General features: G+C 51.6%; 28 protein-coding genes and 1 pseudogene. 14 read left to right on the top strand and 15 right to left on the bottom strand.

All coding sequences use genetic code 11. The features are described 5' to 3' along the window. Window positions 1–14: 14 nt before the first annotated feature. Both B3Z17_RS07710 and B3Z17_RS07705 read right to left on the bottom strand, forming a co-directional pair. Window positions 15–296, bottom strand: a complete 282-nt coding sequence (locus B3Z17_RS07710) for a hypothetical protein (protein ID WP_286829280.1) — start codon at window positions 294–296, stop codon at window positions 15–17. Between the two features lie 50 nt (window positions 297–346). Next, complete coding sequence (locus B3Z17_RS07705; protein ID WP_286829279.1) at window positions 347–880, bottom strand: hypothetical protein; 534 nt, start codon at window positions 878–880, stop codon at window positions 347–349. A 117-nt stretch (window positions 881–997) separates the two neighbouring features. Between B3Z17_RS07705 and B3Z17_RS07700 the strand changes: the two genes are divergently transcribed. After that, window positions 998–1,201 (top strand): helix-turn-helix domain-containing protein, encoded by a 204-nt coding sequence (locus B3Z17_RS07700; protein ID WP_286829278.1) that lies wholly within the window; start codon window positions 998–1,000, stop codon window positions 1,199–1,201. A 27-nt stretch (window positions 1,202–1,228) separates the two neighbouring features. On the opposite strand, the gene B3Z17_RS07695 is transcribed toward B3Z17_RS07700, so the two are convergent. Both B3Z17_RS07695 and B3Z17_RS07690 read right to left on the bottom strand, forming a co-directional pair. Beyond that, window positions 1,229–2,113, bottom strand: a complete 885-nt coding sequence (locus B3Z17_RS07695; RefSeq protein ID WP_286829277.1) for an ImmA/IrrE family metallo-endopeptidase — start codon at window positions 2,111–2,113, stop codon at window positions 1,229–1,231. Next, on the bottom strand, window positions 2,113–2,448 hold the full coding sequence (locus B3Z17_RS07690) for a helix-turn-helix domain-containing protein (RefSeq protein ID WP_286829276.1): 336 nt from the start codon (window positions 2,446–2,448) through the stop codon (window positions 2,113–2,115). The genes B3Z17_RS07695 and B3Z17_RS07690 overlap by 1 nt, the downstream gene beginning before the upstream one ends. Before the next feature lie 142 nt (window positions 2,449–2,590). Between B3Z17_RS07690 and B3Z17_RS07685 the strand changes: the two genes are divergently transcribed. From B3Z17_RS07685 to B3Z17_RS07670, 4 genes are all read left to right on the top strand, one after another. After that, window positions 2,591–2,812 (top strand): DUF2188 domain-containing protein, encoded by a 222-nt coding sequence (locus B3Z17_RS07685; protein WP_068148654.1) that lies wholly within the window; start codon window positions 2,591–2,593, stop codon window positions 2,810–2,812. A 13-nt stretch (window positions 2,813–2,825) separates the two neighbouring features. Continuing rightward, window positions 2,826–3,035 carry a hypothetical protein gene (locus B3Z17_RS07680; protein ID WP_286829275.1) on the top strand — a complete coding sequence of 70 codons (210 nt, stop codon included), beginning with the start codon at window positions 2,826–2,828 and terminating at the stop codon, window positions 3,033–3,035. Between the two features lie 59 nt (window positions 3,036–3,094). Continuing rightward, window positions 3,095–3,307, top strand: coding sequence for a hypothetical protein (locus B3Z17_RS07675; protein ID WP_286829274.1), 213 nt, complete (start codon window positions 3,095–3,097; stop codon window positions 3,305–3,307). A 281-nt stretch (window positions 3,308–3,588) separates the two neighbouring features. Next, window positions 3,589–4,794 carry a Fic family protein gene (locus B3Z17_RS07670; protein ID WP_286829273.1) on the top strand — a complete coding sequence of 402 codons (1,206 nt, stop codon included), beginning with the start codon at window positions 3,589–3,591 and terminating at the stop codon, window positions 4,792–4,794. A gap of 43 nt (window positions 4,795–4,837) precedes the next feature. On the opposite strand, the gene B3Z17_RS07665 is transcribed toward B3Z17_RS07670, so the two are convergent. From B3Z17_RS07665 to B3Z17_RS07645, 5 genes are all read right to left on the bottom strand, one after another. Further along, entirely contained in the window at window positions 4,838–6,088 is a 1,251-nt protein-coding gene (locus tag B3Z17_RS07665; protein ID WP_286829272.1) for a Wadjet anti-phage system protein JetD domain-containing protein, read from the bottom strand. Continuing rightward, window positions 6,075–9,671, bottom strand: a complete 3,597-nt coding sequence (locus tag B3Z17_RS07660) for an SbcC/MukB-like Walker B domain-containing protein (RefSeq protein ID WP_286829271.1) — start codon at window positions 9,669–9,671, stop codon at window positions 6,075–6,077. Before B3Z17_RS07660 ends, B3Z17_RS07665 begins: the two co-directional genes overlap by 14 nt. A gap of 4 nt (window positions 9,672–9,675) precedes the next feature. Then, window positions 9,676–10,392 carry a DUF4194 domain-containing protein gene (locus B3Z17_RS07655; RefSeq protein ID WP_286829270.1) on the bottom strand — a complete coding sequence of 239 codons (717 nt, stop codon included), beginning with the start codon at window positions 10,390–10,392 and terminating at the stop codon, window positions 9,676–9,678. After that, complete coding sequence (locus B3Z17_RS07650; RefSeq protein WP_286829269.1) at window positions 10,385–11,836, bottom strand: Wadjet anti-phage system protein JetA family protein; 1,452 nt, start codon at window positions 11,834–11,836, stop codon at window positions 10,385–10,387. The genes B3Z17_RS07655 and B3Z17_RS07650 overlap by 8 nt, the downstream gene beginning before the upstream one ends. A 629-nt stretch (window positions 11,837–12,465) precedes the next feature. Beyond that, window positions 12,466–12,720, bottom strand: a complete 255-nt coding sequence (locus tag B3Z17_RS07645) for a cation:proton antiporter (RefSeq protein WP_286829268.1) — start codon at window positions 12,718–12,720, stop codon at window positions 12,466–12,468. Between the two features lie 355 nt (window positions 12,721–13,075). Here B3Z17_RS07645 and B3Z17_RS07640 point away from each other — a divergent pair, with 355 nt between their 5' ends. Next, on the top strand, window positions 13,076–13,396 hold the full coding sequence (locus B3Z17_RS07640; RefSeq protein WP_286829267.1) for a P-II family nitrogen regulator: 321 nt from the start codon (window positions 13,076–13,078) through the stop codon (window positions 13,394–13,396). A gap of 26 nt (window positions 13,397–13,422) precedes the next feature. Further along, complete coding sequence (locus B3Z17_RS07635; RefSeq protein WP_286829266.1) at window positions 13,423–13,911, top strand: c-type cytochrome; 489 nt, start codon at window positions 13,423–13,425, stop codon at window positions 13,909–13,911. A gap of 125 nt (window positions 13,912–14,036) precedes the next feature. Here B3Z17_RS07635 and B3Z17_RS07630 read toward each other — a convergent pair whose 3' ends face one another. Beyond that, window positions 14,037–17,015 (bottom strand): Tn3 family transposase, encoded by a 2,979-nt coding sequence (locus tag B3Z17_RS07630; protein WP_286829265.1) that lies wholly within the window; start codon window positions 17,013–17,015, stop codon window positions 14,037–14,039. A gap of 264 nt (window positions 17,016–17,279) precedes the next feature. Between B3Z17_RS07630 and B3Z17_RS07625 the strand changes: the two genes are divergently transcribed. Beyond that, window positions 17,280–17,675: a hypothetical protein gene (locus B3Z17_RS07625; RefSeq protein WP_286829264.1), complete on the top strand. Its 396-nt coding sequence runs from the start codon at window positions 17,280–17,282 to the stop codon at window positions 17,673–17,675. A gap of 62 nt (window positions 17,676–17,737) precedes the next feature. Next, window positions 17,738–18,418, top strand: coding sequence for a tRNA-dependent cyclodipeptide synthase (locus tag B3Z17_RS07620; RefSeq protein ID WP_286829263.1), 681 nt, complete (start codon window positions 17,738–17,740; stop codon window positions 18,416–18,418). Window positions 18,419–18,445: 27 nt separating this feature from the next. Here the strand turns inward: B3Z17_RS07620 and B3Z17_RS07615 are convergent, their stop codons facing one another. Beyond that, complete coding sequence (locus tag B3Z17_RS07615) at window positions 18,446–18,856, bottom strand: MerR family transcriptional regulator (protein ID WP_286829262.1); 411 nt, start codon at window positions 18,854–18,856, stop codon at window positions 18,446–18,448. 106 nt (window positions 18,857–18,962) lie between these two features. On the opposite strand from B3Z17_RS07615, the gene B3Z17_RS07610 reads away from it, so the two are divergent. From B3Z17_RS07610 to merA, 3 genes are read left to right on the top strand one after another with little or no spacing between them, the layout of a single operon-like run. Next, window positions 18,963–19,334, top strand: coding sequence for a mercuric transporter MerT family protein (locus B3Z17_RS07610; RefSeq protein ID WP_286829261.1), 372 nt, complete (start codon window positions 18,963–18,965; stop codon window positions 19,332–19,334). A 15-nt stretch (window positions 19,335–19,349) separates the two neighbouring features. Then, on the top strand, window positions 19,350–19,676 hold the full coding sequence (locus B3Z17_RS07605) for a heavy-metal-associated domain-containing protein (protein ID WP_286829260.1): 327 nt from the start codon (window positions 19,350–19,352) through the stop codon (window positions 19,674–19,676). Between the two features lies 1 nt (window position 19,677). Beyond that, a complete protein-coding gene (merA, locus tag B3Z17_RS07600) occupies window positions 19,678–21,123 on the top strand; it encodes a mercury(II) reductase (RefSeq protein WP_286829259.1) in 1,446 nt (481 codons plus the stop codon). A 315-nt stretch (window positions 21,124–21,438) separates the two neighbouring features. Here the strand turns inward: merA and B3Z17_RS19610 are convergent. Continuing rightward, window positions 21,439–21,711 (bottom strand): annotated as a pseudogene (locus B3Z17_RS19610) (nitric-oxide reductase large subunit); the annotation flags it as partial. Window positions 21,712–21,740: 29 nt separating this feature from the next. Here B3Z17_RS19610 and B3Z17_RS19660 point away from each other — a divergent pair. Continuing rightward, on the top strand, window positions 21,741–21,875 hold the full coding sequence (locus B3Z17_RS19660) for a hypothetical protein (protein ID WP_414672770.1): 135 nt from the start codon (window positions 21,741–21,743) through the stop codon (window positions 21,873–21,875). 103 nt (window positions 21,876–21,978) lie between these two features. Here B3Z17_RS19660 and B3Z17_RS07590 read toward each other — a convergent pair whose 3' ends face one another. Together B3Z17_RS07590 and B3Z17_RS07585 are read right to left on the bottom strand one after the other, a co-directional pair. Beyond that, a complete protein-coding gene (locus tag B3Z17_RS07590; RefSeq protein WP_286829257.1) occupies window positions 21,979–22,269 on the bottom strand; it encodes a putative quinol monooxygenase in 291 nt (96 codons plus the stop codon). A 219-nt stretch (window positions 22,270–22,488) separates the two neighbouring features. Then, a complete protein-coding gene (locus B3Z17_RS07585; protein ID WP_286829256.1) occupies window positions 22,489–23,085 on the bottom strand; it encodes a PAS domain-containing protein in 597 nt (198 codons plus the stop codon). An 851-nt stretch (window positions 23,086–23,936) separates the two neighbouring features. Here B3Z17_RS07585 and B3Z17_RS07580 point away from each other — a divergent pair. Continuing rightward, window positions 23,937–24,482 (top strand): PAS domain-containing protein, encoded by a 546-nt coding sequence (locus tag B3Z17_RS07580; protein ID WP_286829255.1) that lies wholly within the window; start codon window positions 23,937–23,939, stop codon window positions 24,480–24,482. Between the two features lie 462 nt (window positions 24,483–24,944). On the opposite strand, the gene B3Z17_RS07575 is transcribed toward B3Z17_RS07580, so the two are convergent. Continuing rightward, the gene (locus B3Z17_RS07575; RefSeq protein WP_286829589.1) at window positions 24,945–25,136 is read right to left on the bottom strand and encodes a helix-turn-helix domain-containing protein; all 192 of its coding nucleotides are present in this window, start codon (window positions 25,134–25,136) and stop codon (window positions 24,945–24,947) included. Window positions 25,137–25,181 lie beyond the last annotated feature (45 nt).

Below are 25,181 nucleotides of genomic sequence, written 5' to 3'. Positions count from 1 at the left end.
CATATACTTCGCAGTCAGAGGTCGATTTCACAGATTTTGAAGTACGCGCCCGACAGTTCGCTGAACCTTCTCGCTGCCGCCTGCAGTTCTTTCGGGGACATCGAATAATGGGCGGCAAAAGCTATTTGATGCGGGATAGGCACTTCCCCGAAAAAGCCCCACACTTGCGCCGTAAACTTATTTACTTCGCCAACGTCGCGAATGCACTCTGCTAGCTGGTCGGCATCAATATGCTCTCTGTAGGGCGCATTGACCGTCGATAGTATCGTGTAGAATGGGTACCTGACAGTGTTCATTTTGTGGGTCCCTTTGGACATGGGAACACGTGGTTTCTACCTTCAAGTTTCTAGGCAAACCCTTGGGCGGTTCGTGCCGTCCGCAGCACCAGAAACCAAAACCCAAACATGACGGCGGCGACAACGCCAACATTTTGCATGTTTTCCTGCATGCCAACCAAGGATGTAAAAAATGGTGCCATATCATATATTGGGTAGAGCATCACCGCGATCCCTGGCAGGTAGGGCCAACGAACGTCTCTCGCAGGTATGACGATGCCGCAATAGAAGATTGCAAACCCCATTAGCCAACCGATTCCTGGGAAGTTGAGAAACGCCAAGCTTTCATATTGGCCTATATTGCTGTAGGCGATGCCTCCCATAACCAAATAGAAAAGGCAAAACGGCACGACACCTTTGGCATCTGCTTTCGCTTCCTTTCTCTGTTTGGCAACTGCAGGGTTGGTCTGTTCCAGAACCGCGTCCTCTACCGCTTCCTGAACTAGCTTTTCAGTTTTTGCATGCTGTTCTGCTTCCCACTGGCGCCGCCTGGTATTTTCTACGGCCTGTTCAGCAGCCAAGCCGACCGCAGTTTTCCTAATCATCCTACGTCTCCTCGTGTCGTGCTGTTACTTATAGTATGCAATTTAAGGCCAGCATCAATGCTTAATGTGACTCATAGTCTGTAGACCAATAATCTACGATGGCCGAACAGTTGCTGCATGGACATCAAGCAGCAAGTCGGCGCTAACATTGCAAAAATCCGGCGGGAGCAGAACATCTCGCAGGAGGAACTGGCTTTTCGATCGGGGCTGCACCGCACCTATATTTCGGGTGTTGAAAGGGGTGTTCGGAACCCCACAATCACAGTGCTCAGTGAAATTGCGGCGGCTTTGAGGGTGTCTATTGCTGACCTTGTATGCTGAAATGAAATGCGTATCTCTTCGACAGGACTACCGCCCATAGGCAAAACGCGGTGTCCAGCTCTCTTCTAAATTATTTTCTTCCTCATCATCAGGATCATCAAGTTTGGGCACTTCCTCCGACGATAAGACGGTCAGCGTAAATCCATATTGGCCAAGGCCAAGAATTTCCTCGTCCATCACGAAAGAATGCTCCCCTCCAAACCAATCTGAAAACGTTGTCTGCGCACATTTGCGAGTTGCAGTAAGTGCCTGATTTGGAGCCTTATTGAACTGAGCAGTCGCTGAGCTTGGAAGTGCCGAACCTTTTCTCAAAAAGCGTGGTCTGAAATCTTTGAGGCTTTCTGACATAAATGCGTAAGCAATGGTATCAGCGGAGCTAACAACAATTGCGATGGGATCTCGGCTGCATTCAGCCGTACGAATTGCTGCGGCAGTAACAGAACATTCTGCAATAGAACTTAACTCTAATATGGAGCCCAGGCCGGGAGGATTCTGATTTATATGTGTTCTCACCAGATGTTCGGGCATCAGAAGGCCCGCAGCAAAGTGATCCGCTTCAAGTTCGATAGAGGAATCTCCTTGGGTGAAGCCAGCTTTAGAGACGTGCGCCCCACCTTGTTCTTGAATTGCTTCAGGGTGTCCGGGCAAAAAGAAATGCCCCAGCTCGTGAGATATAGTGAAATTTATGAAGCCTTCATTTTCAATATTTGTCGCGTGAAAAATTATGGCCTGGTTGTTCACAAAAATGATTCCGCCACTTACCCCCGCGATGTCAGGCGGCTTAGCTTCAATAAGGATATTGTGTTTACTTGCTATGGTACGCGGGCAGATGGGAAAGCTGTCGAAGCCAGCTTCCTTTGCAATCCGTTCACCTTCCTGTTTCGCCATCTTTAGCTGGAAGCGCTCGGCCATTACTCTTCCTCGGTTTTCTGAATACGAGCATTGATGATTGACTGAATAAAATCTCTATCATCAGCCGTAAGTTTCTCCTCGTTTCGAAAGGCGGTTGTGGCTCCCTGAATATTGGCTGCTTTACCAATCAAATAATCAGACGAAACACCGAGCGCATTTGCTAGCGCCAGAATGTTAGCGAACGACGGTTTACGCCTTTTCCCTTCGAAATGGGCAATAGCAGAGGGCTGCAGCCCTGCTTTGCGTGCAAGTTCGGACTGATTAAGCCGTCTTAGTTCTCTTGCTTCAGCTAGTCGGGTTGCAAAGATTTCACCAGGGCGGGATGGACTTGACATGACTACTCCGTATTTGTTACGATGACGAAATCGTCACAATTGCGTGGCGATATTTTTTGAGCCGCACCTATGACAAAACGTCACAAACAATATGACGACAGGGCGTTTTTGTCAACGTGTTATGCAGGAAGAGGTTAGTAAAATGTCTAAAAATCAACATGTTACGCCAAGGCAAGGCCAATGGGCTGTCCAGGGCGAAGGAAATTCCCGGGCAACGTCCATTCACGACACGCAGGCTGAAGCTATTGATGCTGCCCGCGAAATTGCTCGCAACCAGCAAAGTGAATTGCTGATTCATGGCCGCGATGGACGCATTCGCGCTCGCGACTCATACGGCAATGACCCTTTTCCACCCAAGGGATAATAGGAGGCCTGACATGGTACGCATTGATATGAAGTTTAACGGTAAACACATTACAAGCTCGCAGCAGCTTGAACGCGAAATGAAACGATCGTTTGAAAAAACGATTGAGCAGGGAATCCGTAGGGCTGCGGGTCCGGGCGTTAGAGTGAAGAAAACCCGGAATGGCTTTGAGGCTGAAGGCTCTCCCGAACAGATCGAACGGATGAAACGGCGCTTGCGTTAGGTCGGGCGTGTGATCAATTCACTTAACTGATGGAAAGCCAAATAGCAGGAGAAGTCAAAATGACAAAAATTGTTGGCAAAAACGACGGCCCTGGAGGTCGTAATGAACACTATGATATTGGTGCACGAAAAGATGTACCGCGCAGGAATGTTGTCGCTGAAATCAAACGCGGCGAACATCCAGATGCACATGTTGTCAAAATCAACGGCCGTGAGTATGCGCGGGACAATCCGGATCGTTCCACCGAGGATAATGTAAACAGGCGGCGTTAAACCGCCTGTTTAGTAAATCACTCTTTCGTCAGCAGATAAATCGCTCTTTTTGATGTGGGTGTTCTTGTCAACCATCCTCACCTGCCATCTGTTTCCATGACATAATGTAGCCAGGGATCTCTCGTCTTTTGGGCGATGCTAAAAGCATAGAGTTGTCTTATAATTCATAGGCCAATAAAGTGGCCAATTTCTCTGACATAAACGCCTATTTAAAAATATAACATAATGATATATATGTACTTATTACTTGTTTAAAACCGGACAGATAAGCGGCCAAAGATATGGACAAGGAAATGCCCGTAGATCGAGGTGAAGCTGTTACAAGTATGGAGCCCATGCTTGTGCCTGAAAGCTCTAAACACCGGGGGGAATTGGCTGATCTCGCTTTGGAGCTGACCGCTAAATCGACAGGCCTGCGGCGGAGCCTGCCCGACGGCGTGGTTACCGCCTTGTCCGATCTCGTACGTGCCATGAACTGCTATTACAGCAATCTTATTGAGGGACATGATACGCACCCGGTCGATATCGAACGCGCAATGAAAAAAGATTATAGCGCCGACCCCCAACAGCGTGATTTGCAACTTGAGGCTGAAGCCCACATTGCTGTGCAGAAATGGATTGATGAAGGTGGCCTGAATGGTAAAGCGACTTCAGCAGCAGGCATCTTGGAAATCCATCGCCGTTTCTGTGAATTGCTCCCGAAGGAGCTGCTGTGGGTAGAAGACCCAGTCACGAAAGGTAAGATCGAGGTCGTACCGGGGAAAATTCGTGATCGAGATGTAGAGGTCGGACGGCATATCCCAATCAGCCCAGGGGCCCTGCCTCGTTTCATGAAGCGTTTTGAGGCTTCGTATGAAAAGCTGGGTAGGTTGGATTCCATCATTGCCGCCGCCGCCGCACACCATCGACTTGCCTGGCTTCACCCATTCTTGGATGGCAACGGACGTGTATCTCGTTTGATGTCTTATGCCATGCTGCGTGATGCGCTCGATACAGGCGGCATTTGGTCAATTGCGCGTGGACTTGCCCGCAATGTCGAAACCTACAAGGCGCATCTGGCAGCTTGCGATCAACCCCGACGCAATGACCTGGATGGCCGTGGAAACCTGAGCGAAGAATCGCTCGCGGAGTTTGCCAAATTCTTCCTGAAGGCCTGCATTGACGAGGTTAGTTTTATGGAAGAGCTGGTTCAGCCAGACCGGTTGCGGGATCGCATGTTGATTTGGGTGGAAGAAGAAATCCGCGGAGACCGTCTGCCGGCCAAGTCCGGAAATGTCATGGAGGCGGTTCTGTTTCGGGGTGAACTGCCACGCGGTGATGTCGGCCCACTCTTGAACGCCAGTGAACGTACCGCGCGGCGCATTACGTCGGCTTTGCTGGATCGAGGGGTACTCACAAGTGCAAGCACACGGGCGCCACTGCGGCTTACATTCCCAGCTACATTGGCAGGCAGATGGATGCCAGGCCTTTTCCCGGACAAAACATGATATAGGCGGCAGTGCTACGCAGCGTCAGCAGCCTCAACCAAGGCTAATAGAGCGGCTTTTCCGAGGGCGGATTTTCAACTGGCTTGACGTTCGAGGGGCGAAAAATTGGCTCAGGGTCTTGCATTTCTTGTTCAAGCCACCTGGTGCGATCTTCACTCAGGAAATACTGTGCCAAGTCTTGCATCCATCCATCTCTGTCGGCCAGGTCTTGCAGGACTTTCGCATTTGCTGGCCGGTCAGCCCAAGCCCCAATCTCGTGCAGTCGTTCGAGAGACATAAGATGTGGTTTTGACGGTTGGCCTACCGCACCTTCAAGCGCTTGAATAATGGCTAGGCCGTATGGATCTATGTCACCCCAATGGAACCAGTCGAGGCCAGCGCTTATCAGCTTCTCAAGGATAGAAGCTGTCTCCACTGACGCAAAACCCCCGGTATAGAGAACGATCACTTCGCGCTCCGGCACCTCGACAATATGCCTATAGAAGCTCTCCCAGTTTTCGATTGTCAAAACGGCCTTCACTGCTAGCGCTGGCGAAAAGGCGCCATTTGGTGGCAAACCGACAAACGGGACTTCGCCAACGTCTATCCCTGCGTGGCCGTCATATACCGCCTTAAGTTGCCCTGAGACGAATACAGGCGCGGCTGGGGTCCCGAGTCCAAACTTGCTCAGAAAATCTGGTGCAGTTTCCGGCTCAAAGCCATAATAGGCAACCAACAATCGTTGTATCTTGCTCTGGTGGTCTCCGACGAACTTGCTGTCCCTGACAGATTCAGTGCTGAACTTCCTGATTGTTTTGCCTCCGCCCTTGCCTGCAATGAGTGAGGTGGCCACTGTAACGACCTTTGAAAGGGCTAAGGCGTTGTCAATACGGTAGCCATAGAAAGATTGACCTGTGCGCCACTTCTCGGCTGCTGCTCGGATTACCCAGTCTTGAAAGTTGCGGGCCTCTGCTCGGTCTGCGTAGATATGAGAAATAGAGGCCAAACCGCGTTCGATGCGGTCGCCAAGCAAGGACCTACTCAACTGTTCGTTCAATGATTCCAAGTCTGCGACCTTGTACCGCTCAATGACATGAGCTTGGTCCCGGCGCCTACCAAAGACTGGTTTTAGCGCCCGCGTCTGGCATAGATGCTCCAGCGCCGCATCTGTGCGCTCCCGTTCCTGCCCGATTAAGGTCGGACTAGGGGACTTTAGTGTGGGCTCCCTCGCGCCGCTCCATGTGGCACGCTCATATTTGTCAGCAAACTTGCAGAGTTCGCGCTGCAGGGCCTCTGGAAGATCAATCGTCGTCACGCGCAAATGCCTCTAGTGATCTTTCGTTGGGGTCTGATGCCTTGATTTCTGCATGGAGCCGGTTCTTTGGATAGAGAATGTCAAGCATCGCATTGTTTTCAATCTTCACAATATCGATGACGGTGTCACATCGGCTTTGGAAGGTGCTTCTTTCCTTACCTGGCGCCGCCATGATGGGCTGAAGGCCAATGCTGACGAGAAAGTCAATGAACCGCCGCATGTTCGGGCTATCGGTCTTGTTCATCACCTCATCGAGACAAATCAAGCCCATTCCGAGCGAGTCATGGGTGTTAATGCTCCTGCCGTGATAGAGCGAAGACATGGCAGATGCCAGTACAACATAGTAGGGGGCCTGTATCTCTCCTCCGGAGCGGGTGCCAACGCCGTGCGTAAAGGTTGTCTTTTTCCTAAAGACCGTTCGACCCGTCTCGGACTGCTCGTAGCGACCAATCTCTAGCTCAAAGTCATAAAAGGTGAGCGGGTCGGTAAATTCATCATACTCGAACTCTGGAGAGGAGATCAGCAGCTTCAGTTTCTCAAGCGCTTCCACATCATCCTCTTCAAGGTCTTTGATATCGTCGGGATTCATCGAGAGGCTAAGCTGAGCGCCATCACCACCGATCCGGTCCGCCAATTTTGTGAGAGGAAGGTAATCTGCCTTGCATTTCATGACGAACCGATAGTGTTCTCCATGGAAGGGGCTTTTGCGGAGGCTATTGTTGATACTGTTCCGCCGGATATCGATCTCCTGAATTCGGCCATGAAGCTCGGTCAAATACCGCCCCTGCAGCATCTCATCGACTTGCACGAGCGCTTCCGCCAGCTTGGCCTCATAATCGAGAAGGACATGATCCTTCAGTTTTGCATGGCGTCGAGACACGTGGTCATGGATATCTGCCCGGCGAGTTTCAAAGTCCAGTATTGGGTCCTGTTGGAAATCGCGGACATAGTTTGCATAGTCCTTGACGATCCTTGCCCCGGCTGCCTCAATCTCAGGCTCTAGCCTTTGTTTTTCCTGATCACACACCGTTGTGCTTCCAGCCAGAGCGGTCTCCAGTGATTTTATCCGCGCGGCAACCGAAAGGGCTTGGGAAGAGCGAGCTTGCTTCTGCTCCAGATTTCGCTTGAAAAGTGCTGAGAAGCTCGTCATGGCAAAGTCAGCTGCGGCTGGCCGTTTATTCAGCTCCAAACGGGTGCGATAGCTCTTGAGCTCAGGCAAATATTTGAGAATGCCCCGCTGAGTATTGAATGTTTCCTTAGCCTTTTCATAAAGGTTCTGGTCTCTCTCCAATTCCTTTCGTGCCTCACCAATCTCCTGTTCAAGTGCCTGAAACTCGGTCTGTAGGTCTGCGTCGACACTTGCAAACGCGACTTCAATCTGTTTCTGGATTGATGCTCTTTCGTTCGCGATGTCATCTATTTCTTCGCAAATCTTACGAATGCGGCGCTCTTGCCACCGATCATGGGCTGTAATGAACCGCTTGGCTGTGGCATGATCGGTTTCAATTCTCGTGACTTCATGCATCGCCTTCTTAAGCTGGCTCTGAGCTTCATAGAAGCTTTCCTGAAGCCTTGCCGCCATTTGTGGCGATGTGCTGGAAGATAGCAGGGCACCAACTGCAGGCCTGATCCTTGACACCATGCCTCCACTCTGTGTCGTAAAGTCTCGGGTCAGAACCCTTGCATGAAGTTCAAAGTCTTCGCTGTCTTCAACACAGATGATATCGCCGTAGCGGTCATCCAGGATTGCCCTGACGGTCGGATCGGTCGCTGTAATTTTGCTGGCGATGCTATTGGGTTTTGCGCTCCGCCCCTTGGTGACCGACCAGGCGCTGTTTAGCACTTTTACAGCCCGGAAGGGGCCAGTGTTCGGATGGCGGCGATATGCACTGATGACTCCGATTGCCTGATCAGGGCGAGGAACAATTGCAAACCTGTCTTGTCCTAGATATGCCTCGATCACGTCTTGCCACTCTTCATCAACGTCGTCGACAAGCTCGAACAGTAGTTTTGTATCAAGGCTGTCCCTTCGGAGGCTTTCCTGAAACGTTGAAATTGCCTCTGGAACCCGAACACTGGAGCGACCTTGAGTATTTCTGAGGCCCTCAAACTCCTTCAGTTGTATTTCAGCCGCTTCCGCTTCAGCAAAAGCCGTCTGAAGCTGAGCCTTGATATCTGTCTCGAGCGCAGAAAAACTCCTGACGCCCTCCAAGCTATGGTCAACGGCATCCGCTTCAACTGCACTGGCGGGCAGGGGAGACATCGTTTTGGCTACGGTATTGATCGCTTCGAATAGAGGCCGATGGTTTTTGATATAGTGGGCATTCTGCTGCAACCCCACAACGCCCTTGATAGCCGTGTCGAAGCGCTGAATTTCACCCCTCAATTCCCCTGCGGCTCTAATTTTTTGTTCGTCCTGAAGCCGTAGCTTTTCGACCATGTCATTGACGCCAGCCTCGTTCAGCCTCTTTTCCATGGCATTTCGCTGGGCGAGGCGTTGTTCAAGCGCATTTTGCCCATGCTGAAGAAGTACCTCCCTTGCGCGGTAGTCAGCCTCAGCCTTGATCATGTTCTCACGGGTTTCACGAAACCTGAGATACTCCTCAATGTTTAGCGCTCGACGCTTGAACCATTCACAAGCCTCGATCTGCCGTCCCTTGGTTTCGTATGAGGTGCAGACATCGATCAGTCCGCTCAGGACGTCAATCTCGTCCTGTATCCGTTCAACCTTATTCTTGAGCGCGGTATAGCGTTCATAGCTTTCTCTGAAGTCGCCGACATCGATGTAGGCGGGGTCAAAGACATAACGCCTTGCGAAGTCCGAGATGTTCTTGATCTCTTTCAAGGACGCCGCCGCCAGGAAGCCTTTCCTGACCCGCTCGGGCTCAGCATCCATTCTGAATTTCTGGCCTTGCAGCGCTGTCAGATAGTGCTTTAGGAACTTTCTCTTCTCGTGCTTGCTATAGGTTTCGACCTGAAGCCCTTCAGTTTGAAGCCTGTCGGTCGTTTCTTGAAAGAACACAGGTGAATACTCGTCCTCGTCAAAGTCATCTACGAAGTCGTCAGTCTTGAGAACGCGTCCTTTAACAATGAAAAGGGCCTCAATATCATATTTGTCTTGCCCAGGTGCGGTAGAAATCGCAAACCCGATGGATACTTCCTCCTGCGTAACAGTGTGCTTGAAACCGAGGGAGAATCGGGTGAGTGTGCCGTCCTCATCAGAGCGCCTATAGCCGTAGTCATCCAGCTTCCCAAGGGCGTAGTCCTTTACAGAGCGACCGCCAAGGGCTTTGCTGGCGCCACCACGAGCCAGGGCATTGAAGTCCATTTTGCTTTCGTCGAGGGCGGAAATGACAGCCAGTATGCCATCTTGGATCGACGACTTGCCTGCTCCGTTGGCGCCTGTGATCGCGATCGCACCGCGGACAGGCAGGTCTTCCCTGTCCAACAGGTACCAATTCACGATGGCGATATGGACCAGCTCAAAAACCTTTGGGTGGTCAGCAAGAGACCGCGCATTGTAAATGTGGGTAGCTGGCAATCCGGAAGATTTTCTTGGCTCAAGGTTTGGTTTTTCATCCATCTCGCTATTCCTCGCCGTCATGCTGTTCTTGCGCAGGTTTCTTAAGTGCTGCTTCCTTCTCAGCCTGTTCTTTCGCCTCTATGGCCGCTTGGCCAAAACTGCCGTGATATCTTTCAGCAAGCTCCCGCCAATTATCACCAATGATGTGTAGGATCGTCGGAGCTACTTCGATGACGGCATCCTCCTCTTTGATCTCGTCCAGGGACCCGACAACAATCCGATGTTGTTTTGCCCAGCGAAGGTCCTCAACAAAGTGCGGGCTCCATTCGAACTTCTGGCCCAGACCAGTCTCAAGAATCTCGATCACATCTTTCATGGGAATCTGTGCCACCATGCCTCGCCGGTAATGCCCACCACTTGCAGCATCGGCAAACGCGATCCGTAAGGCCAAGAGAATCTGGGTTCTTGACTGCGACACGCGCAGGCGTCTGGGGCCGCGGGCCTCACTTGCGTGGTCAATCGGCACTAGGCCAACAAGGCCCTTCTCTGGGTCGATGATTAGCCGGCGCCCGAAGGCGTAAGCCAGCATGTCGAAATACTGGGGATATCGAGCGACAATCTCGTATTTCGCCCGGTCAAGCTTGACTTCTTCCAACAGAAACTGCTTCTCGAAAAGGTGCTGGGCTGTTTTCTGAAGGTCTGATTCGTCGATTTTCAAGTTGCGGCGCGCTGCCTTTTCCAGCAATTCTTCGGCTTCTTCAAACAGCATAGCATCAGCCATATTTTCCCCCATCCTTGTGTCTTGGTGTGATCGTAAAGTGCCGGAAGATAGCGAAGTCGTTTTCGCCCAGTTCCTCTCGGTCAATCTGATAGTCTTCCCTAAGGACCCCCTCGAAAACCGTTTCAAGGCTTCTGAGCTGATCAAAAAGGATAAAGTCGCTCAGTCCATCCACCTTCATCTCGGCGCTCCGAAAAGGTTCACCCTTGCAAATGGTTTTCTCAATGATAGTGCGGGCGATCTCCGGATCTCCCTCCAGAAACAACTCCCACTGCCTGATAGCCCTGATCCGCCTATCCGCCGCTTTGTTCCGTTTTTGCCGCCTCTGCCGTTTTGGCACGACCAAGCGTTTTCTTGCAGCGGGAAAGGTGAGGCAGGCGTCGTCGATAAGGGACCACCCTTCAGACAGGAACGGCCACGGGAATAACTCCTGCATTGTCTCGCTGACAAGCCCGGCTCGCCCCCGAAAGTCAAACTCGTTTTCCTCGACAGGGTGGCGGGAGATATTTGCCAACACCAGGCGCAATTTTTCCGTATCGGTTGGTGCTGATAGCTCCATATATTTGGTTGTATTATCGATTCGGGTCTCAAGCTTTCGGCGATTTGTGTCAACCTGGCGCATCAGCGCAGGGACGATATCAAAGGCACGGGATATGAAGCTCAAAGAGACATTGATCACATCAATGGCTTCCATCTCGCCATACTTACTTGCCTTTGACAAGGAACGCCCAAGCAACATCACAGCGCTACGGTCCGATCTCAGCTCATTGCAGAGCTCGATGATCCGCGTCCGATACCGTATTGGGTGGTTTTGGGTAACAAGCGGCGCAATTTCCTTTATCAGGATATTGTCGAAAAATTCCCGCATCAGCAGATGAATGTTGGATTTAAGATCCTTGTTAGTGAAGAACTGCTCTTCAATATCGATGAGGGAGGCGCTGAGGGCTTTCAGCTTCTTCACTAATTCGCGAGACTGTTTCTGTGCAGACAGACACGCATGAGGATCGCTCTTGTTTACCGTAGTCTCAAGGCTCGATAAAATGCCTGCAAGGTCAATGGTAAAGTCTTCCGACAAAGCAGAGCGCAGCCCCATAAAAAAATCAAGGATGGAGTGTGCAACGGCTGTGAACTGAACATACTTTTTACCAAGGTCTCTTGTGATCTTGAGCCACTTGTAGGACGTCACCAGTTTACGGAAGAACTCATGCCCCTCGGTTTCGGGACTGGATGGAGCACCGTCCCTATCCAGGGTTTGCTGAAGGTGTTCCGGAAGTGTGCGAATCTCTGAGATAAGAAACGCCCTGACTTCTGACGCGAGCGGCACCTCTAGATCTGCATCATCGCCATAATAGACATTATATAATCGTTTGATCAGGTATGCATTGATATGACGTCTAGGGCCTGAAAATACCCGAAAAAAGTGATCTGGGATTACCTCAAAAAGCACTTAGAGGCCTTTCTGTAGTCGGCCAAGCGTGTTCTGAAATTAATATATTAAGTGAACACAGCTGAGATTTTGCCAAAAATGATAGTATTACGATCATTGCTAGGGTCAAAACGTCACAAATAATATATCTGTGGTTGATTTTGGCAACTTATTATTTTGCAACTTTCTGATGATATAAATAGTGAGGCCGGTTTCTAATAGAACTCACCATTGCTTATGTCCGGGCAGAGGATAAATTGAAGTATTTCACTTTTGAGGCTTATTAAGGGAGCCATTCTACAGGGCTGCTTTTCCTTCCGAGAGAGGACCTTAAGGTTTTCCTGTCAGACGTCTCAAATTCGCCAAAAAACGGAAGCTAGCAGGCCGCATTGGTTTCGAGCGTATCGCTCCGCGATTGGCATACGTCTGCAGCCAATCGGTGTGGTCAAATCGGTTGAGCGCTTTATTCGTCTTTCTCATGCCGGATTTGGCCAACCAAATAGACGCTTCTACCTCTGAGAGCCTTCATTTTCCCCACGCCGCATGGAAAGGACAAGGCGAAGCCCTATCGAAGCAGCAATTGTCGTGACAATAGCGACGAGGACGATGGACGAAAACAGATTGGCAACAACCGGCGACGTCTGATCACCTCACGCGAAAAGTCCGGCCCTGAGTGCGATGCCGGCGATAATCAACTCCACCGCCCCGCGCGCGCTCATGGCCATGCCGAGGGCTAGTGCGTCGCGTGACTGAAGACCAAGAACCATAGCGGGCAGTGCAGCGCCGACAAGCTTTCCCAGGAAAGCAATCGCGATCAACGCAGTCAGGAAATAAGGGACCTCAGTTATGGCGCTGAAATCGAGTTCCAGCCCAATTGAGGTAAAAATGGGCGCCAAAAATCCCATCGTGGCTGGCCCGTGTTCCGTTAAGCGATTATATGGTTGCAGGAAATGAAACCCTTTACGCCGAGGCAAGCGCAAGTGTGGCACTCAGTTTCATTCGATTCAAGGTCGGTTTCAGAGGCGCCCTGACGGTAATCATAGCGGTCTGATGACCCTTGGAGGCGAAACCCAATCCGAGTGGTCAGCCTTGGCTTGCAATTTGAGCGGGGCTCACACAACACGAATTGTTTTTGCCGAGTTGCGCTGTATGCGACGAAAAGTCTTTGACCCTCCCGTTGCTGGACCCCCCATAATCCAGACAGCTGTTGTTTCGAAACCGCATGAAACGACAGCCAGATGAAGTGGAGAGGCGTGTGCCATGGGGTTCGTTGCGCTAACAGCAACAATTCACAAACTGAAATGCGGCGCTGTTGAAAAGCGTCTGCAGGAAATTGGTGTGCCGGGCATGAGTGTGTCAGAGACAAGAGGCTTTGGTGACTACAAGAACTTCTTTCAAAGTGACTGGATGGGTGCTTACGCGCGCCTGCTGGTCTATGTGCCGCAAGAAGAGGTTGAGCGCATCGCTGAGGCGATTATGGACGTGGCTCACACGGGGCTGGACAGTGATGGTGTTATCGCAATCAGTCCAATAACGCGCCTATTCCGAATATCCGACAAGACAGAGATCACAGCAGACTAGTCGAGTGGAAGAGTAAGGTTGGCAATATGAACAAAATGACGGTCACAGTTCTGGTGGCATTTGCAGTTATCGCGTCGCTCTTTTTCCTGTTCATGGATTTAGAAGAAACGACAAAACAGCAGGCGTTAGCTCTAAAGCTGACACCTGACGATGCCTCTGTCGTCAAGATGGGGCAGTCGCTTTACGAAACTCACTGTGCCGCATGCCACGGTGCAGAGTTGCAGGGAGAGCCAAACTGGCGCACGCGCAAGCCAAGCGGACGCCTGCCTGCGCCACCACACGATGCCAGCGGGCACACTTGGCATCACCCGGATCATATTCTGTTTGCAATAACAAAGTTTGGGCCTGCGGCTGTGGCGGGCGATACGCGCTATGAAAGCGATATGCCTGCCTATGCGGATGTGCTGTCTGACGAGGAAATACTTGCGATTTTATCCTACATCAAAAGCACCTGGCCTGACCATATTCGCATGAGGCACGACCTTATGAGGCAGGGAAGCGAGAGCGATGATTAGCAACTTTATGGCGGTGGCAGCAATCAGGGAGATTTATAATGGGCGAAGCAAATAGGGCTCACGACAAGAACAGTGTCAATCTGTACGCTAACTTGGACAAATCGTGAACACTTGGCTCTTTGATGTCATGCCGCCCAGTTTATTCCTGGCGGTGCTTTCCTTAGTTCCCGGAACAAGCCCGGTTCCGGATGGTCTTCCCGCCATGTATATATGCCCGTCAGATTGATATGCTCCCAGGATATCGGTGATACGTGTTTCAGGAGTTCGTCGGGAACATACGTGCCGTCCATTTTGAGCTGTGCCACGCACCGCGCCAGATAGACTGTGTTCCAGTACACAATGGCGCTTACCACAAGATTCAGGCCCGACGCCCTGAATGCCTGACTATCGAATGAGCGATCCCGGATTTCTCCGCGTTCATGGAAGAAGACGGCCCGCTTAAGTTTATGGGCGGCTTCCCCTTTGTTTAATCCGCCCTGACACCGGCGTCGCAGCGCGGGGTCGCTATACCATTCGATCATGAACAGGGTGCGTTCCAGTCTCCCCAGGTCTCTGAGTGCCCGCGACAATTGGCTTGCCTTTGGAGACGCCGATAGCTTCTTGAGGATCTTGGAAGGTGCGACGACCCTCTCGTCCAACGACACCGCCAGATGCAAGAGATCGTTCCAATTTTCCCTGACCAGCGGGATATTGACCCGGTGTCCGATATGTTGCCTGAGGAAGGGATAGCTGCCCGCATCTTCGATAGTATGAAACTTCCTGCCCTTTAAATCTCTCAGACGCGGCGCAAACCGCTTGCCCAGCAAGCAGAAAAGACCAAAAACATGGTCACTGGCGCCACCCGTATCCGTATAATGTTCACCGATCTGCAAATTGGTTTCATGATCCAACAGGCCATCCAGCACATAGGGTGCCTCGCTTTCGGCAGGACTGATCGGCAGGATGCTGTAATAGCCATACTGATCGGACAAATGGCTGTAGAATTTTCCTCCTGGTTCCCGGCCATAATGCATATTCACATCGCTGCGCAGTCGGGCTCGATCTCCCGCCCGGTAGAACTGGCCATCCGAAGAGGAGGTTGTCCCAGCACCCCATACGCGGCTATGGGGGTGGGCTGCATGCGCATTGGTGATAACAGCTTGTGCGCGCCGGTAGGTTTCCGGCCGCATATGAAACAGCCTGGCCCAGGCAATCTGGCGCTCGCTGACGTTGGAGGACGCGCCGGCCATGCGAAGCATGCCCATGTTGGTCGCGTCTGCCAACACGGCTGCCTGTATTGCAGGCGTTTGCCTGACGGGTTGTTGCGTCCGCAAATGGGTAAAGGCATCTGAAAACCGTAACCAACCGTTAACCTCGGCAAGCAAGTCGGTGATATGGATACGAGGCAGCATCTGGTTGAGCCGCCATTTGAGTTCATCTGCCGACGCTGGCACGTCACTGGTGAGCGGAGAGACAATCAGTTCACCGTTCACAAGGCGCACGCCTTCCAATTTATTGTTGCGAGCCCGATAGGCCAGACGCTTCAGCCGGAAGTCCAGCACCCGCCTGGTTTCGCCATGCCATGCGTCAAAGTCTGTCGGCACCCCAAGCTGCAAGCTGCCCGTTTCCTTTTTCACTTCAAACTCAGGCTTGGGTATGAAATCATCCCCGACGGGGCGGTACTGTGTGCTGCCATCCACCCAGATATCGCCGGAACGCAAGCGTTCCCTGAGTACCGAAAGCGTGGCGATTTCATACAGGTGCTTATCCGGGCTACCCTTTGCCATGATCAGCGTGCGTTCCTTCCTACGAAGATGGTTCATGGGAAAAATATCAGGTAAGGATCTGCGGCCATTTCGGTTCAACTGCTTCAGGAGGTCAATGGCGCTCAAGAGCGGGTCAAGGGTACGCCCCGATTGGAAGGTGAAGGTCTCCAGAAACTGAGGCGCATATTTTCTCATGCCGTAATAGCGCTCAGCCGCGATGACGAGGGCAGGCTGCTCCGCTTCCGTCACCATGGCATCTAGATTGGGCTTTGCACTGACCAGCCGTTGCCAGCCCACTGTTTCTTCCAGAACTGTAAAGGCATCGAGTTTGTTTTCACTTGCTGCAATGAGGGCATTCAGCGTATCGCGGAAAAGCCGAAGTGTCTGGTTCGTTTCCTTGCGCTTGTCGATATGACGTTGTTTACTTTTTGCGATCGCACGGGAGAATAATCGCCCGATCAGTTTGGTAAACATGCTGACGGCTTCGTCGGTGAGCGTTTCCGAGAGAGAGATGATCTGTGCCGCTATTGTGGCCCGTCTCCGGTTGACATTAAAATCCGCTGCGAGCCAACTGGGGGTCACCTTGCCTTCGCGCACGATCTGTTTCCAGCGATCGGGATGGATGCGGGCCTTGCATGACATATCGATCTCAAGGGAACGGACAAATTCAAGCCGTTCCATGAGCGCGACAAGATTGTCGGCTCCCGGCGATTCCGAGTGGGATCGCAGCCAACCGAACCGCGTCTGCCGGATTTGTGGGTCGTACTCCAAAAGCCTGTCGATCTTGAACAATTGGTCTTCATTCAACCCGTCCAGCACGGCTGCATTAGTACGAGCCCTCGCGATGGCACGGGCAGCACGGCCCAGTCGGTCGAGCTTTCGGAAGCTTGGCAGCAAGACGGACTGGTTCCGAAGAGCCTGAACCATAGCTTCAGCGATTGCCAGACCATTGTCCGTTTTCTCCGCGGCATCAAGCCCGGCCGTGAGCGCGATGCGTTGATTGGGGCGGGTTGCCGGAGACAGGTTAAGATATTCCTGAATCTGGATGGCGTGCTCCCGGCGGGTTTCATCGCGGCGGGCATAGTCCGCGAATGCTGCTGGGTCGATACCAAGCTGGCCTGCGATGAACGCAAGGGTTTCCCTTGGCGGCGCCTCACCCGGTTGCAAAGCCCTGCCGGGATAGCGCATCAGGCATAGCTGTACCGCAAAACCTAGCTGGTTTTCCGACCGGCGTTTTGAGTTGATGCGGTCAATATCCACCATGTCGAACAGATAATGCTGGATCAGGCTTTCCTCGTCCGCCGGCACACCCATCAGCTGATGCCACTCGTCTTCTTTCAACAAAGGTCGATGCGCCATGTTCCTTCCTCCCGCAGAATGCCACCCTAGCCAATGTCAAACAGGCTCTCTGAAAACAGGTGTTTTGTACAGGCATACTATCAGGATTTTTGTCGAAGCCGCCTATCGAAGATTGAGGGTACCGCAACTGCCGTGAAACGCCGAATGGTGTTGACAATGGCTCACCCTGGAGAGGGGCTGCAATTTCTTACATGACCGACCGTTTCACTGTGATCGGCCTACCATTCCCTCATGACCCTATGCAGCCAGTTTAGTCAGGCAAGAGTGATAGCACACAAACGTGATTTAGGTGCAATCTGCATCATTGCTATGATGCCGCTGATAAAGCTGATTTCTCAACATTTTGCAGCCGTAGTCCTCTTCGCCTTTGTGGCGATGATTACGGACTTGGCCGGGCTGTATGAAGCTGTGGCTGTTGACGACACTAACACCCCGGTAATGACTGGCTGCCACAGCACCGAAACCCCCGCCGATTGGGAACATGACGAGCCCTGTGATCCTGATAGCATCTTGCCTTGCCATATGTGTGCGGTGCTCGACCCTATGATCGCTAGCGTATCACCAGACGATCATGAGGCGCTTAACCCCGCAGCTCTGGCAGCTCTTGAAGATACGCTTACCACGTCGGACCCCGACCCTCCCAAACCTTCGCTCCTCTGAACCGTTTGAACGCGCGGTCATATTTTGGCCGAGCCATGTGTTTTCAGTGGAGGAAGAAATCCATGCAACCTGTTTCCAAAGCGTGCGCTGCCATATATGCGGAGCGGCAGCACGCGGTCATCGGGGTTAGCCCCTTCAATAGCTATTTTTCTGAAGAGCGCTTAAGGGCCCTGTTCACCTGGGCCAATGAGACCTTTGAGGCATTCCATATCTTTGTGCCCGATACAGCCACCAGATACACGCTGGAGGCCGTCGGCTATGACCCGGTAAGGGCAAAAAAGAAGGCTCGCCGCCAGTGCCGTTATCTATTGAATAAAATAGAGCGTGCAATCGCATACACAGCACCGGAGTTGGACATGTCCATTGTCCTCACAGGTGACATACTTGGTGCAAACAACAGATATCAAAGTCTGTTGGCACACGTTGAGCGGAAGTTTGCCAGCGATGCTGATTTCAAGCGCCAATGCCTGGAATGCTCCCACTGGGTACTCGAAAATCAGGTGGAAGATGTAAACAGCATTGATGACAGTGCGTTAATGCATGCGGTCAAATATTTGCTGGCCGAAATGCCCTTGTTTATGGATAGCGCCAGCATCATTGGCGTGTCCTCATCTGTCTTCTGCTATCACCAGTGTCCGGCAATCCTAAGAGCCCTGTATGAAGACAGGTCCGATGGCCTTATCGACGAACAGCAGGGTTTTCTGATTGTCGACGAGATAGCGCTCGCCGCTCAGGCAGCGTAATTCATGGGGGCATTCAAGCGGGTGCCCCTACTCATCCAGCAGCCGGTCGATGATGACACAATCGGGCGTGTCGCCGCCGCTGCATTCCGACGCCATGCTTTCAAGCGCTTTTTGAAGTTTGAGAAGATCCGCCACTTTGCTTTTGATCAGCGCTACATTCGCAAGTGCCATGCCTTTCACATCATCGCAGGCATAGGTGCCGTCCACCATCTCCAAGAGGCCTGCTACTTCCCGATTGGTAAAGCCCAGCTCGCGGGACCGGCGGATGAACGTCAACCGCTTCAGATGATCCGGGGAATAGCATCGATAGCCCGAGGCCGTGCGCGGCGGGTCGGGCATCAGGCCGATCTTTTCGTAAAAGCGGATGGTCTCCAGGTTCACGCCCGCCTCTTTAGCAATCGCACCTCGCGTAAAATCACGTTTTTGAGAAGCAGCCATTTTGTTCTTGAGCCTGTAATTATTACAGGGTGTAGCTTAGCGCAAAAGGTCGAGCATGTGCAAGTACGCAGCACGGCAAGTGATAGATAAGTAGAAAGAGTATTTTATGTCAGAGTTGGAAGCTGCGGATAGCAAGAAGAACTGGTTGGCGGGTGTCGGCGCTGTTGGGGCGATATTAGCGTCTTCATGTTGCATCCTGCCGTTCGTCTTTCTGATGCTGGGCGTAAGCGGTGCCTGGATCGGGAATCTGACAGTGCTGGAACCCTATAAGAACTATTTTGCGGCGGTGACGCTGATCTTCCTCGGCGTCGGCTTCTGGCAGGTTTATGTCAAACCCAAAAAGCAGTGCGAGGAAGGCTACTGCGCAACGCCAAAGTCGGACCGGGTCATTAAAATCATTCTATGGGCGTCAACCATACTGGTTCTGCTGGCACTAACCGTCGACTTCTGGGCGCCCATTCTTGGCAGCTATATCTGATACGGAGTAAGCAAGATGAAACATATATTGAAAGCAACCATCGTAGGCCTCGCGCTTGGTCTAGCCATCCCCGCCGGGGCAAACGCCCATGACACGCAGAAGGCTGCGGATCATGCCACGCAGAAGACAGTTACTTTCACCATTGAGAAAATGACCTGCGCCATGTGCCCGATCACCGTGCGCAAGGCCATGGAGAAAGTGGCAGGCGTGCTATTTGTCGAAACCGACTATGACAGCAAAACCGCGACCGTAGTCTTCGACCCGTCAAGGGTGAACACCGACGCCATTGCCGCCGCTTCCACAAATGCAGGCTATCCTGCCAAAGTGACGCAAGGGTCCTGATATGGCGTTCGATCTGCCCGAAGACGGCTGTTGCAACGGTAGGGATTCTGGCCACAAGATGAGCCTGATGGTCATTGGTGCCGGGTCAGCGGGTTTTTCGGCCGCCATCACGGCGGCGGAGGCGGGCGCGGACGTGACGCTTGTGGGCGCAGGCACAATCGGCGGTACCTGCGTCAATGTGGGCTGCGTGCCCTCTAAAACCATGATCCGGGCCGTGGAGCCGCTCTATCAGGCACGCCACGCCAGCCGTTTCGAGGGGATTTCCTCCGCCGCGACCGTGTTGAACTGGCAGGCTGTGGTCGGCCAGAAACAGCAACTGGTGGATGACCTTCGGAAAGCCAAATATTCCGACGTGCTACCGTCCCATCCCGGCGTGAGCTATGTGGAAGGCAAGGCAAAACTGACAGCGGATGGCGTGTTGGTGGAGGACACACTCTACAGGCCTGACAAGATTATCATTGCGACAGGGTCCTCGAATGCGGTGCCCCCCATCCCCGGTATCGACAGCGTGCCCTATCTGGACAGCACGTCCGCCCTTGATCTAGCGGCGCTGCCCACGTCCATGATTGTGATCGGCGGCGGCGTGATCGGGTGCGAGCTGGGGCAAATGTTCGCGCGCGCAGGTGTCAAGGTGACTATCTGTTGCCGCAGCCGCCTGGTGCCGGGCATGGAACCGGAGATTAGCAACCATCTGACCCGTTATTTGGAAGAGGAAGGCATAACCGTTTTCTCAGGACTCGACTATCAGTCCGTCACCGACATAGACGGCACCATTAACCTCACCTATCAGCGGGATGGCACCCGTCAAACCGTGAGGGCGGAAACGCTCCTGCTCGCTGCCGGACGCCGCCCCAACACGGAAGGACTGGGACTTGAGGAAGCTGGGGTCGCCCTGAACGCATGGGGCGGGATAGACGTTGACGCCACCATGCGCTCAAGCAATCCGATGGTTTATGCCGCCGGTGACGTGACCGGCAGGGACATGTTCGTCTATATGGCGGCTTACGGGGCCAAACTGGCGGCGCGCAATGCTGTCGGTGATGAGGAGCCCCGCTACGACAATGCTGCGATGCCCGAGGTGATCTTTACCGATCCGCAGGTCGCCACTGTTGGACTGACCGAAGCAAAGGCGCGCAACCAAGGCATCGATGTGAAGACCAGCCTGATCACGCTTGATCATGTGCCGCGCTATCTGGCGGCGCGCGACGCCCGCGGGCTGATAAAGCTGGTGGCCGACAAAATGTCCGACCGCTTGATCGGCGCGCATGTTCTGGCACCCGAGGGCGGGGAGCTAATTCAAACCGCCGTGATGGCGATCAAGGCTGGAATGACCACGGGCGAGCTTGGCCAGACCATCTTCCCCTACCTGACCGGCGTTGAAGGCCTGAAGCTTGCCGCCCAAACCTTCGACAAGGACGTGAGCACATTATCCTGTTGCGCGGGATAGGCCGGGATATAGTCAAAGAACAGCAAGGAGAGAGGCGTATGGAGGAGCGTGTGCTTTATATTGTTCATGGCCTGGCACCAGCGATGCTCCAGCAATATGACCCGAGCCAGCACAAACTGGCTCGGGTCATATTGCGTGTCAGTGGCCCTGACCACCACAGCAAATACTGTCTTCCTGCTCGCTATTCATCGACATCACAGGAGACATAGTAGAGGACACTGCAGAGCTCCCACGTTCAAGGGCCGACGCCATCGACGCGCCAGTACCTGCGGCAAGAGCTTCTGTCGGCTGGTGTGATCTGGTATCGCCGATATTGAAAAGACCCTTCACAACCTGCCAACTTGCAGCCAACGCACCAACGATAAAGACGATGTCGCCAATGGTACGGACCCACCTCAAGGTTTGCAGGAGATCACTTTGCATGAAGCTCTCGCTTCTTGCATACCAAAGCCCTTCGGATGCACTGGCGACAAACTGAATGATGCCCACGGGCAGCAAGCTGGTGAACAGCATCAGAACAAGGCCGCCGTTCAAGCAACGGAATCCCCATTTCATCAACTTTTCGTCAAAGACCATCTGTGGCCGGATACTGACTGTGGGCCTTCACCTAGAAAGAGATATGTTATCTGGAAGCCATCAGTTACGAGACTGTCAAATTTCACCTCGCAAATGCCCGTAAAAAACTGAGGTGCCGGACCAGCGAAGAACTGGTAGCCAAATTTGCTGCCATTGATCTTGGGCATCAAGCATAGCCTTCAATCAAGCTAATGATTACAATGTAATTTTGGGACTGACCTTGTCTTGGGGTCTTACCATGAGGGTATTATGCCAATGGCACGAAACTAGGCCTTAGCGCTATAGTTCCTTACCCTCCACAACCTTCAAAACAATGGAAAGAATTTGTATAGCCGCGAGGCTTGTTCGGAAAGCCTGGGCATGACTGGATTGTAAATGTTTGCTGCGATCAGAATGAGAGGCCCATTCCTGGTACAGGTAGAACGAGCCTGAAACATCTATGTCTTCGCCAAAATAGAACTCTATGTTTCCAGCATCTGCCGTTGCCTCTTGAACATAGGGGATGGCCGCCGCTATCAATTCCTGGCGATATTCAGGGGCGACTTCTATCAAGCCCGAAACAATAATCACTTTGCCCCGCCCTTCTCAGAACGACCCCCGTCACAGGCAAAACCATAATGCACAGAGAGCGAGATAATGGAAAGGATTGTTCATGAGATCTTCGCTCAAGGGCAAACACAGACAGAATGGGCGTCCGGCACCTCAGGACATGCGGTTCCCAATTTTTAAGACCGTCAGGAGGTCATACAATGCCCAAATACCCTCTCTGTAGAACGTCTGCGGCTTCAACTAGGTTTTAGAGCGACATCTGTAAACAGCTTTGGTCCTGGATTCAGGCGATAGAGCTGAGAACAACTTCCATGAACTAATGGAAAGGTATGCAATTCCCCCATCTATCAACTTTCCGTCTTCCGACAATGGCATCAACAGAACCATGGCACTCAGGTATGGTTTTTCGGCTGAAAAAGTCTCCATTGTGGAAACAACTGGAGCGCGCTTTTCAAGGCAATAGCCACATGTTCTAAAAAGTTGAGCCGAAACCTCATGATCGGTACATTTGAAAATGCTTTTGCCCGTCAACTCCCCATACATATCAAGCAATGTCGAGCCCATCTGCAGGACGACAACATCGTTGAGACCACCATCTGCTTCGAAAACCAACTGAAAAGTCGCAACATTTGGCAAAACATGCTTTATCTCGGCAGATACGATGTCAGCACGTCGCGGGAGGCGGGCGTTTCCAGTTTTTGCTTCAAAGTAAGTCAGAAAATAATTGATGTCGCACGCAGAACCCCGCACATCATTCGCATCGTGCAAGGTAAAGCCTTCGAGCGTCCTGTTCTGACGCTGGGGCGGGAAGACTGGGGCGTATTCCTTTGTGATCATCTGGCCACCTCCAGATCAGTATACCACTCATAGTGGCCTCATAGAAACCCATCTTAAACGGGCCTATCTCCAATAGTGTGATCTGGGCATTTGAGAAACCGGGAACGCCTGAATGAGATTGTCATGCTTCATGATGAAATCCTTTGTCATCCTGAACAATTAAGTATAGGGGATTGCACTCATCAGGCGCTGCGATCACATTCATCAGACTTTTTGGATCACATGGTTTGATTTTTTCCGGGCCTTCTAAATCACATTAAGCGCCACTGAGATCATATTAATTTCTTGCAAATCGCACCTATCGCCCGCCGATCAGTTTAAGTGGCACAATACATTTGATGCACTGGTTGTCGGCTTTTGTATCGCTACCAATCGTAGGCCCATGGGCCGAGCTTCCTAAGCTAACCTCACTCGGGTCTAAGCGACTTAATTGCAGATTTGGAAGGTGATGTGCCTTCGGTTGTAAGGTTTTTGTAATAGTCCAAAAACTCTTGGAACAGACCATACGCTGATCTTGGCTTACTTCCCCGCATTGGCCAAGCTTCCTTTCGCTTATGTTTCAGTCACACCTCACTGCTGCCGGTAACCTATTGGCCGACCTCAATCTAGCACAATTTTAAGCTTTCTTGTTGGCTCGTAGTTTTTGGTTCTACCTTTTTAGACCACTTTTCTTCGTAATTCGTAGTGAAACCTTAACATCTTATATAATGTATCTTGCACTATTACTAAGTGGGGCTTGACAAATGAGTGCCAGCGTCTCCTGAGCTATTCCTGGCGAGGCGCCAAATCTGGGGCTCCCCCTTCTTGACAGGCTCAATTCAAAGCCTAAAAGGGGAGCGAAGGGCAGGTATATGCAAATAAAGTTCATCAAACAAAGTGATTTTAGGCCGACAGGGAATCATGATTTGCTCTGGCAATATTGGCTGGCTCTGTATAGAGGTGCCGGCTTTGAGATTCCGCAACGAACAGCGCTAACACCAGATAAGATTGCGTTACTTATACCCTACCTGACCGTCCTTGATATGGTTGATGAAGATACGCTTTCCATTCTTTTGATCGGTAACGCTCATGATCAAATGTGGAGTCGGAATATTATCGCTGACAATTTTCTCGATCATCTGTCAGGTGATGTGCGCCAGAAATACAAAGATCTCTTTATTTCGCTCAAGAACTACCTCTTGGGCTGTATCACACATGAAATCGTGACCACTTCCAGCGGGAAAAACTTGCAATGTAGCGGCCTTCTTCTCCCTCTTCGGAATGCGGCCGGAGAGCCAACATCTTCAGTAGGCTATTTCCAATACGATTGTCCGGAAGAATGTATCCAGGAACTGATTGACAGTGGTCCATCTGGTAGATCTATGGAAGATGTGACCTTTATTTCTTTGGATAATTGACTATTCGCAACTAATGAATCCGTTTGCAATAGTTTCGAATTGTCAGTTATTGTCTGTGACGTTCAATGCATTCTGCGCCCTTAAATTCCAATCCCTCGATTTTGGTCAGCATCTGCGACGATGAAGCGAGAGTATTTCTGTTAAACATCTTGTCGCTGTTGGGTAGCAGGTTGGTCACACAACCATGCAGCGCCATTCATTGATTGCTTCTGTGATACTTTCTTCCATGACGAGCCTCTTTGGTTCCCGTCATGCAATACTGAAAAGACCTCTTTGTAAAGAAGATCATAATTCAATTCAAAGAAAGAAGGAGACCGTTGAGGATATCACTAAATATTTGCGACGTTGAGATATATAAATAACTATACTTTTTGATCAAAACTATCGTTTTACTTATATTTTTTAGCGAAAATATAAAAATTCTATGCCTATCAGCATAAAATATATGGTTTAGCTATATAATCACTTGTCTTTAACGTCATCGCCGTCACCAACAGACACCAGATCAGCAATGGATACGTCCAAGGCAAGAGCCAACTTTTCCAAGACCTCTATCGTTGGGTTTCGGACGCCTCTCTCAACTCCTGAAACATAAGTGCGATGCAAGCCACTCTCAAAGCCAAGATCTCGGTATGGTGGCGCAGATGCACCCATCAAACTGATGCTCCAATATTGAGGCTTTAGTAGACTGCCTTCAGA

This window comes from Kordiimonas sp. UBA4487, from assembly GCF_002389025.1.
Taxonomy (GTDB): Bacteria; Pseudomonadota; Alphaproteobacteria; order Sphingomonadales; family Kordiimonadaceae; genus Kordiimonas; species Kordiimonas lacus.
The sequence above is the reverse complement of the archived record's forward strand: the minus strand, read 5'-3'. Positions and strand labels throughout refer to the sequence as shown.

What these genes read in the sequence shown, in the direction of transcription:
- B3Z17_RS07710 (WP_286829280.1), bottom strand. Translation starts at nt 296, where the DNA reads ATGAACACTGTCAGGTACCCATTCTACACGATACTATCGACGGTCAAT.
- B3Z17_RS07705 (WP_286829279.1), bottom strand. Translation starts at nt 880, where the DNA reads ATGATTAGGAAAACTGCGGTCGGCTTGGCTGCTGAACAGGCCGTAGAA.
- B3Z17_RS07700 (WP_286829278.1), top strand. Translation starts at nt 998, where the DNA reads ATGGACATCAAGCAGCAAGTCGGCGCTAACATTGCAAAAATCCGGCGG.
- B3Z17_RS07695 (WP_286829277.1), bottom strand. Translation starts at nt 2,113, where the DNA reads ATGGCCGAGCGCTTCCAGCTAAAGATGGCGAAACAGGAAGGTGAACGG.
- B3Z17_RS07690 (WP_286829276.1), bottom strand. Translation starts at nt 2,448, where the DNA reads ATGTCAAGTCCATCCCGCCCTGGTGAAATCTTTGCAACCCGACTAGCT.
- B3Z17_RS07685 (WP_068148654.1), top strand. Translation starts at nt 2,591, where the DNA reads ATGTCTAAAAATCAACATGTTACGCCAAGGCAAGGCCAATGGGCTGTC.
- B3Z17_RS07680 (WP_286829275.1), top strand. Translation starts at nt 2,826, where the DNA reads ATGGTACGCATTGATATGAAGTTTAACGGTAAACACATTACAAGCTCG.
- B3Z17_RS07675 (WP_286829274.1), top strand. Translation starts at nt 3,095, where the DNA reads ATGACAAAAATTGTTGGCAAAAACGACGGCCCTGGAGGTCGTAATGAA.
- B3Z17_RS07670 (WP_286829273.1), top strand. Translation starts at nt 3,589, where the DNA reads ATGGACAAGGAAATGCCCGTAGATCGAGGTGAAGCTGTTACAAGTATG.
- B3Z17_RS07660 (WP_286829271.1), bottom strand. Translation starts at nt 9,671, where the DNA reads ATGGATGAAAAACCAAACCTTGAGCCAAGAAAATCTTCCGGATTGCCA.
- B3Z17_RS07655 (WP_286829270.1), bottom strand. Translation starts at nt 10,392, where the DNA reads ATGGCTGATGCTATGCTGTTTGAAGAAGCCGAAGAATTGCTGGAAAAG.
- B3Z17_RS07645 (WP_286829268.1), bottom strand. Translation starts at nt 12,720, where the DNA reads ATGGGATTTTTGGCGCCCATTTTTACCTCAATTGGGCTGGAACTCGAT.
- B3Z17_RS07640 (WP_286829267.1), top strand. Translation starts at nt 13,076, where the DNA reads ATGGGGTTCGTTGCGCTAACAGCAACAATTCACAAACTGAAATGCGGC.
- B3Z17_RS07635 (WP_286829266.1), top strand. Translation starts at nt 13,423, where the DNA reads ATGAACAAAATGACGGTCACAGTTCTGGTGGCATTTGCAGTTATCGCG.
- B3Z17_RS07630 (WP_286829265.1), bottom strand. Translation starts at nt 17,015, where the DNA reads ATGGCGCATCGACCTTTGTTGAAAGAAGACGAGTGGCATCAGCTGATG.
- B3Z17_RS07620 (WP_286829263.1), top strand. Translation starts at nt 17,738, where the DNA reads ATGCAACCTGTTTCCAAAGCGTGCGCTGCCATATATGCGGAGCGGCAG.
- B3Z17_RS07615 (WP_286829262.1), bottom strand. Translation starts at nt 18,856, where the DNA reads ATGGCTGCTTCTCAAAAACGTGATTTTACGCGAGGTGCGATTGCTAAA.
- B3Z17_RS07610 (WP_286829261.1), top strand. Translation starts at nt 18,963, where the DNA reads ATGTCAGAGTTGGAAGCTGCGGATAGCAAGAAGAACTGGTTGGCGGGT.
- B3Z17_RS07605 (WP_286829260.1), top strand. Translation starts at nt 19,350, where the DNA reads ATGAAACATATATTGAAAGCAACCATCGTAGGCCTCGCGCTTGGTCTA.
- merA (WP_286829259.1), top strand. Translation starts at nt 19,678, where the DNA reads ATGGCGTTCGATCTGCCCGAAGACGGCTGTTGCAACGGTAGGGATTCT.
- B3Z17_RS07585 (WP_286829256.1), bottom strand. Translation starts at nt 23,085, where the DNA reads ATGATCACAAAGGAATACGCCCCAGTCTTCCCGCCCCAGCGTCAGAAC.
- B3Z17_RS07580 (WP_286829255.1), top strand. Translation starts at nt 23,937, where the DNA reads ATGCAAATAAAGTTCATCAAACAAAGTGATTTTAGGCCGACAGGGAAT.
- B3Z17_RS07575 (WP_286829589.1), bottom strand. Translation starts at nt 25,136, where the DNA reads ATGGGTGCATCTGCGCCACCATACCGAGATCTTGGCTTTGAGAGTGGC.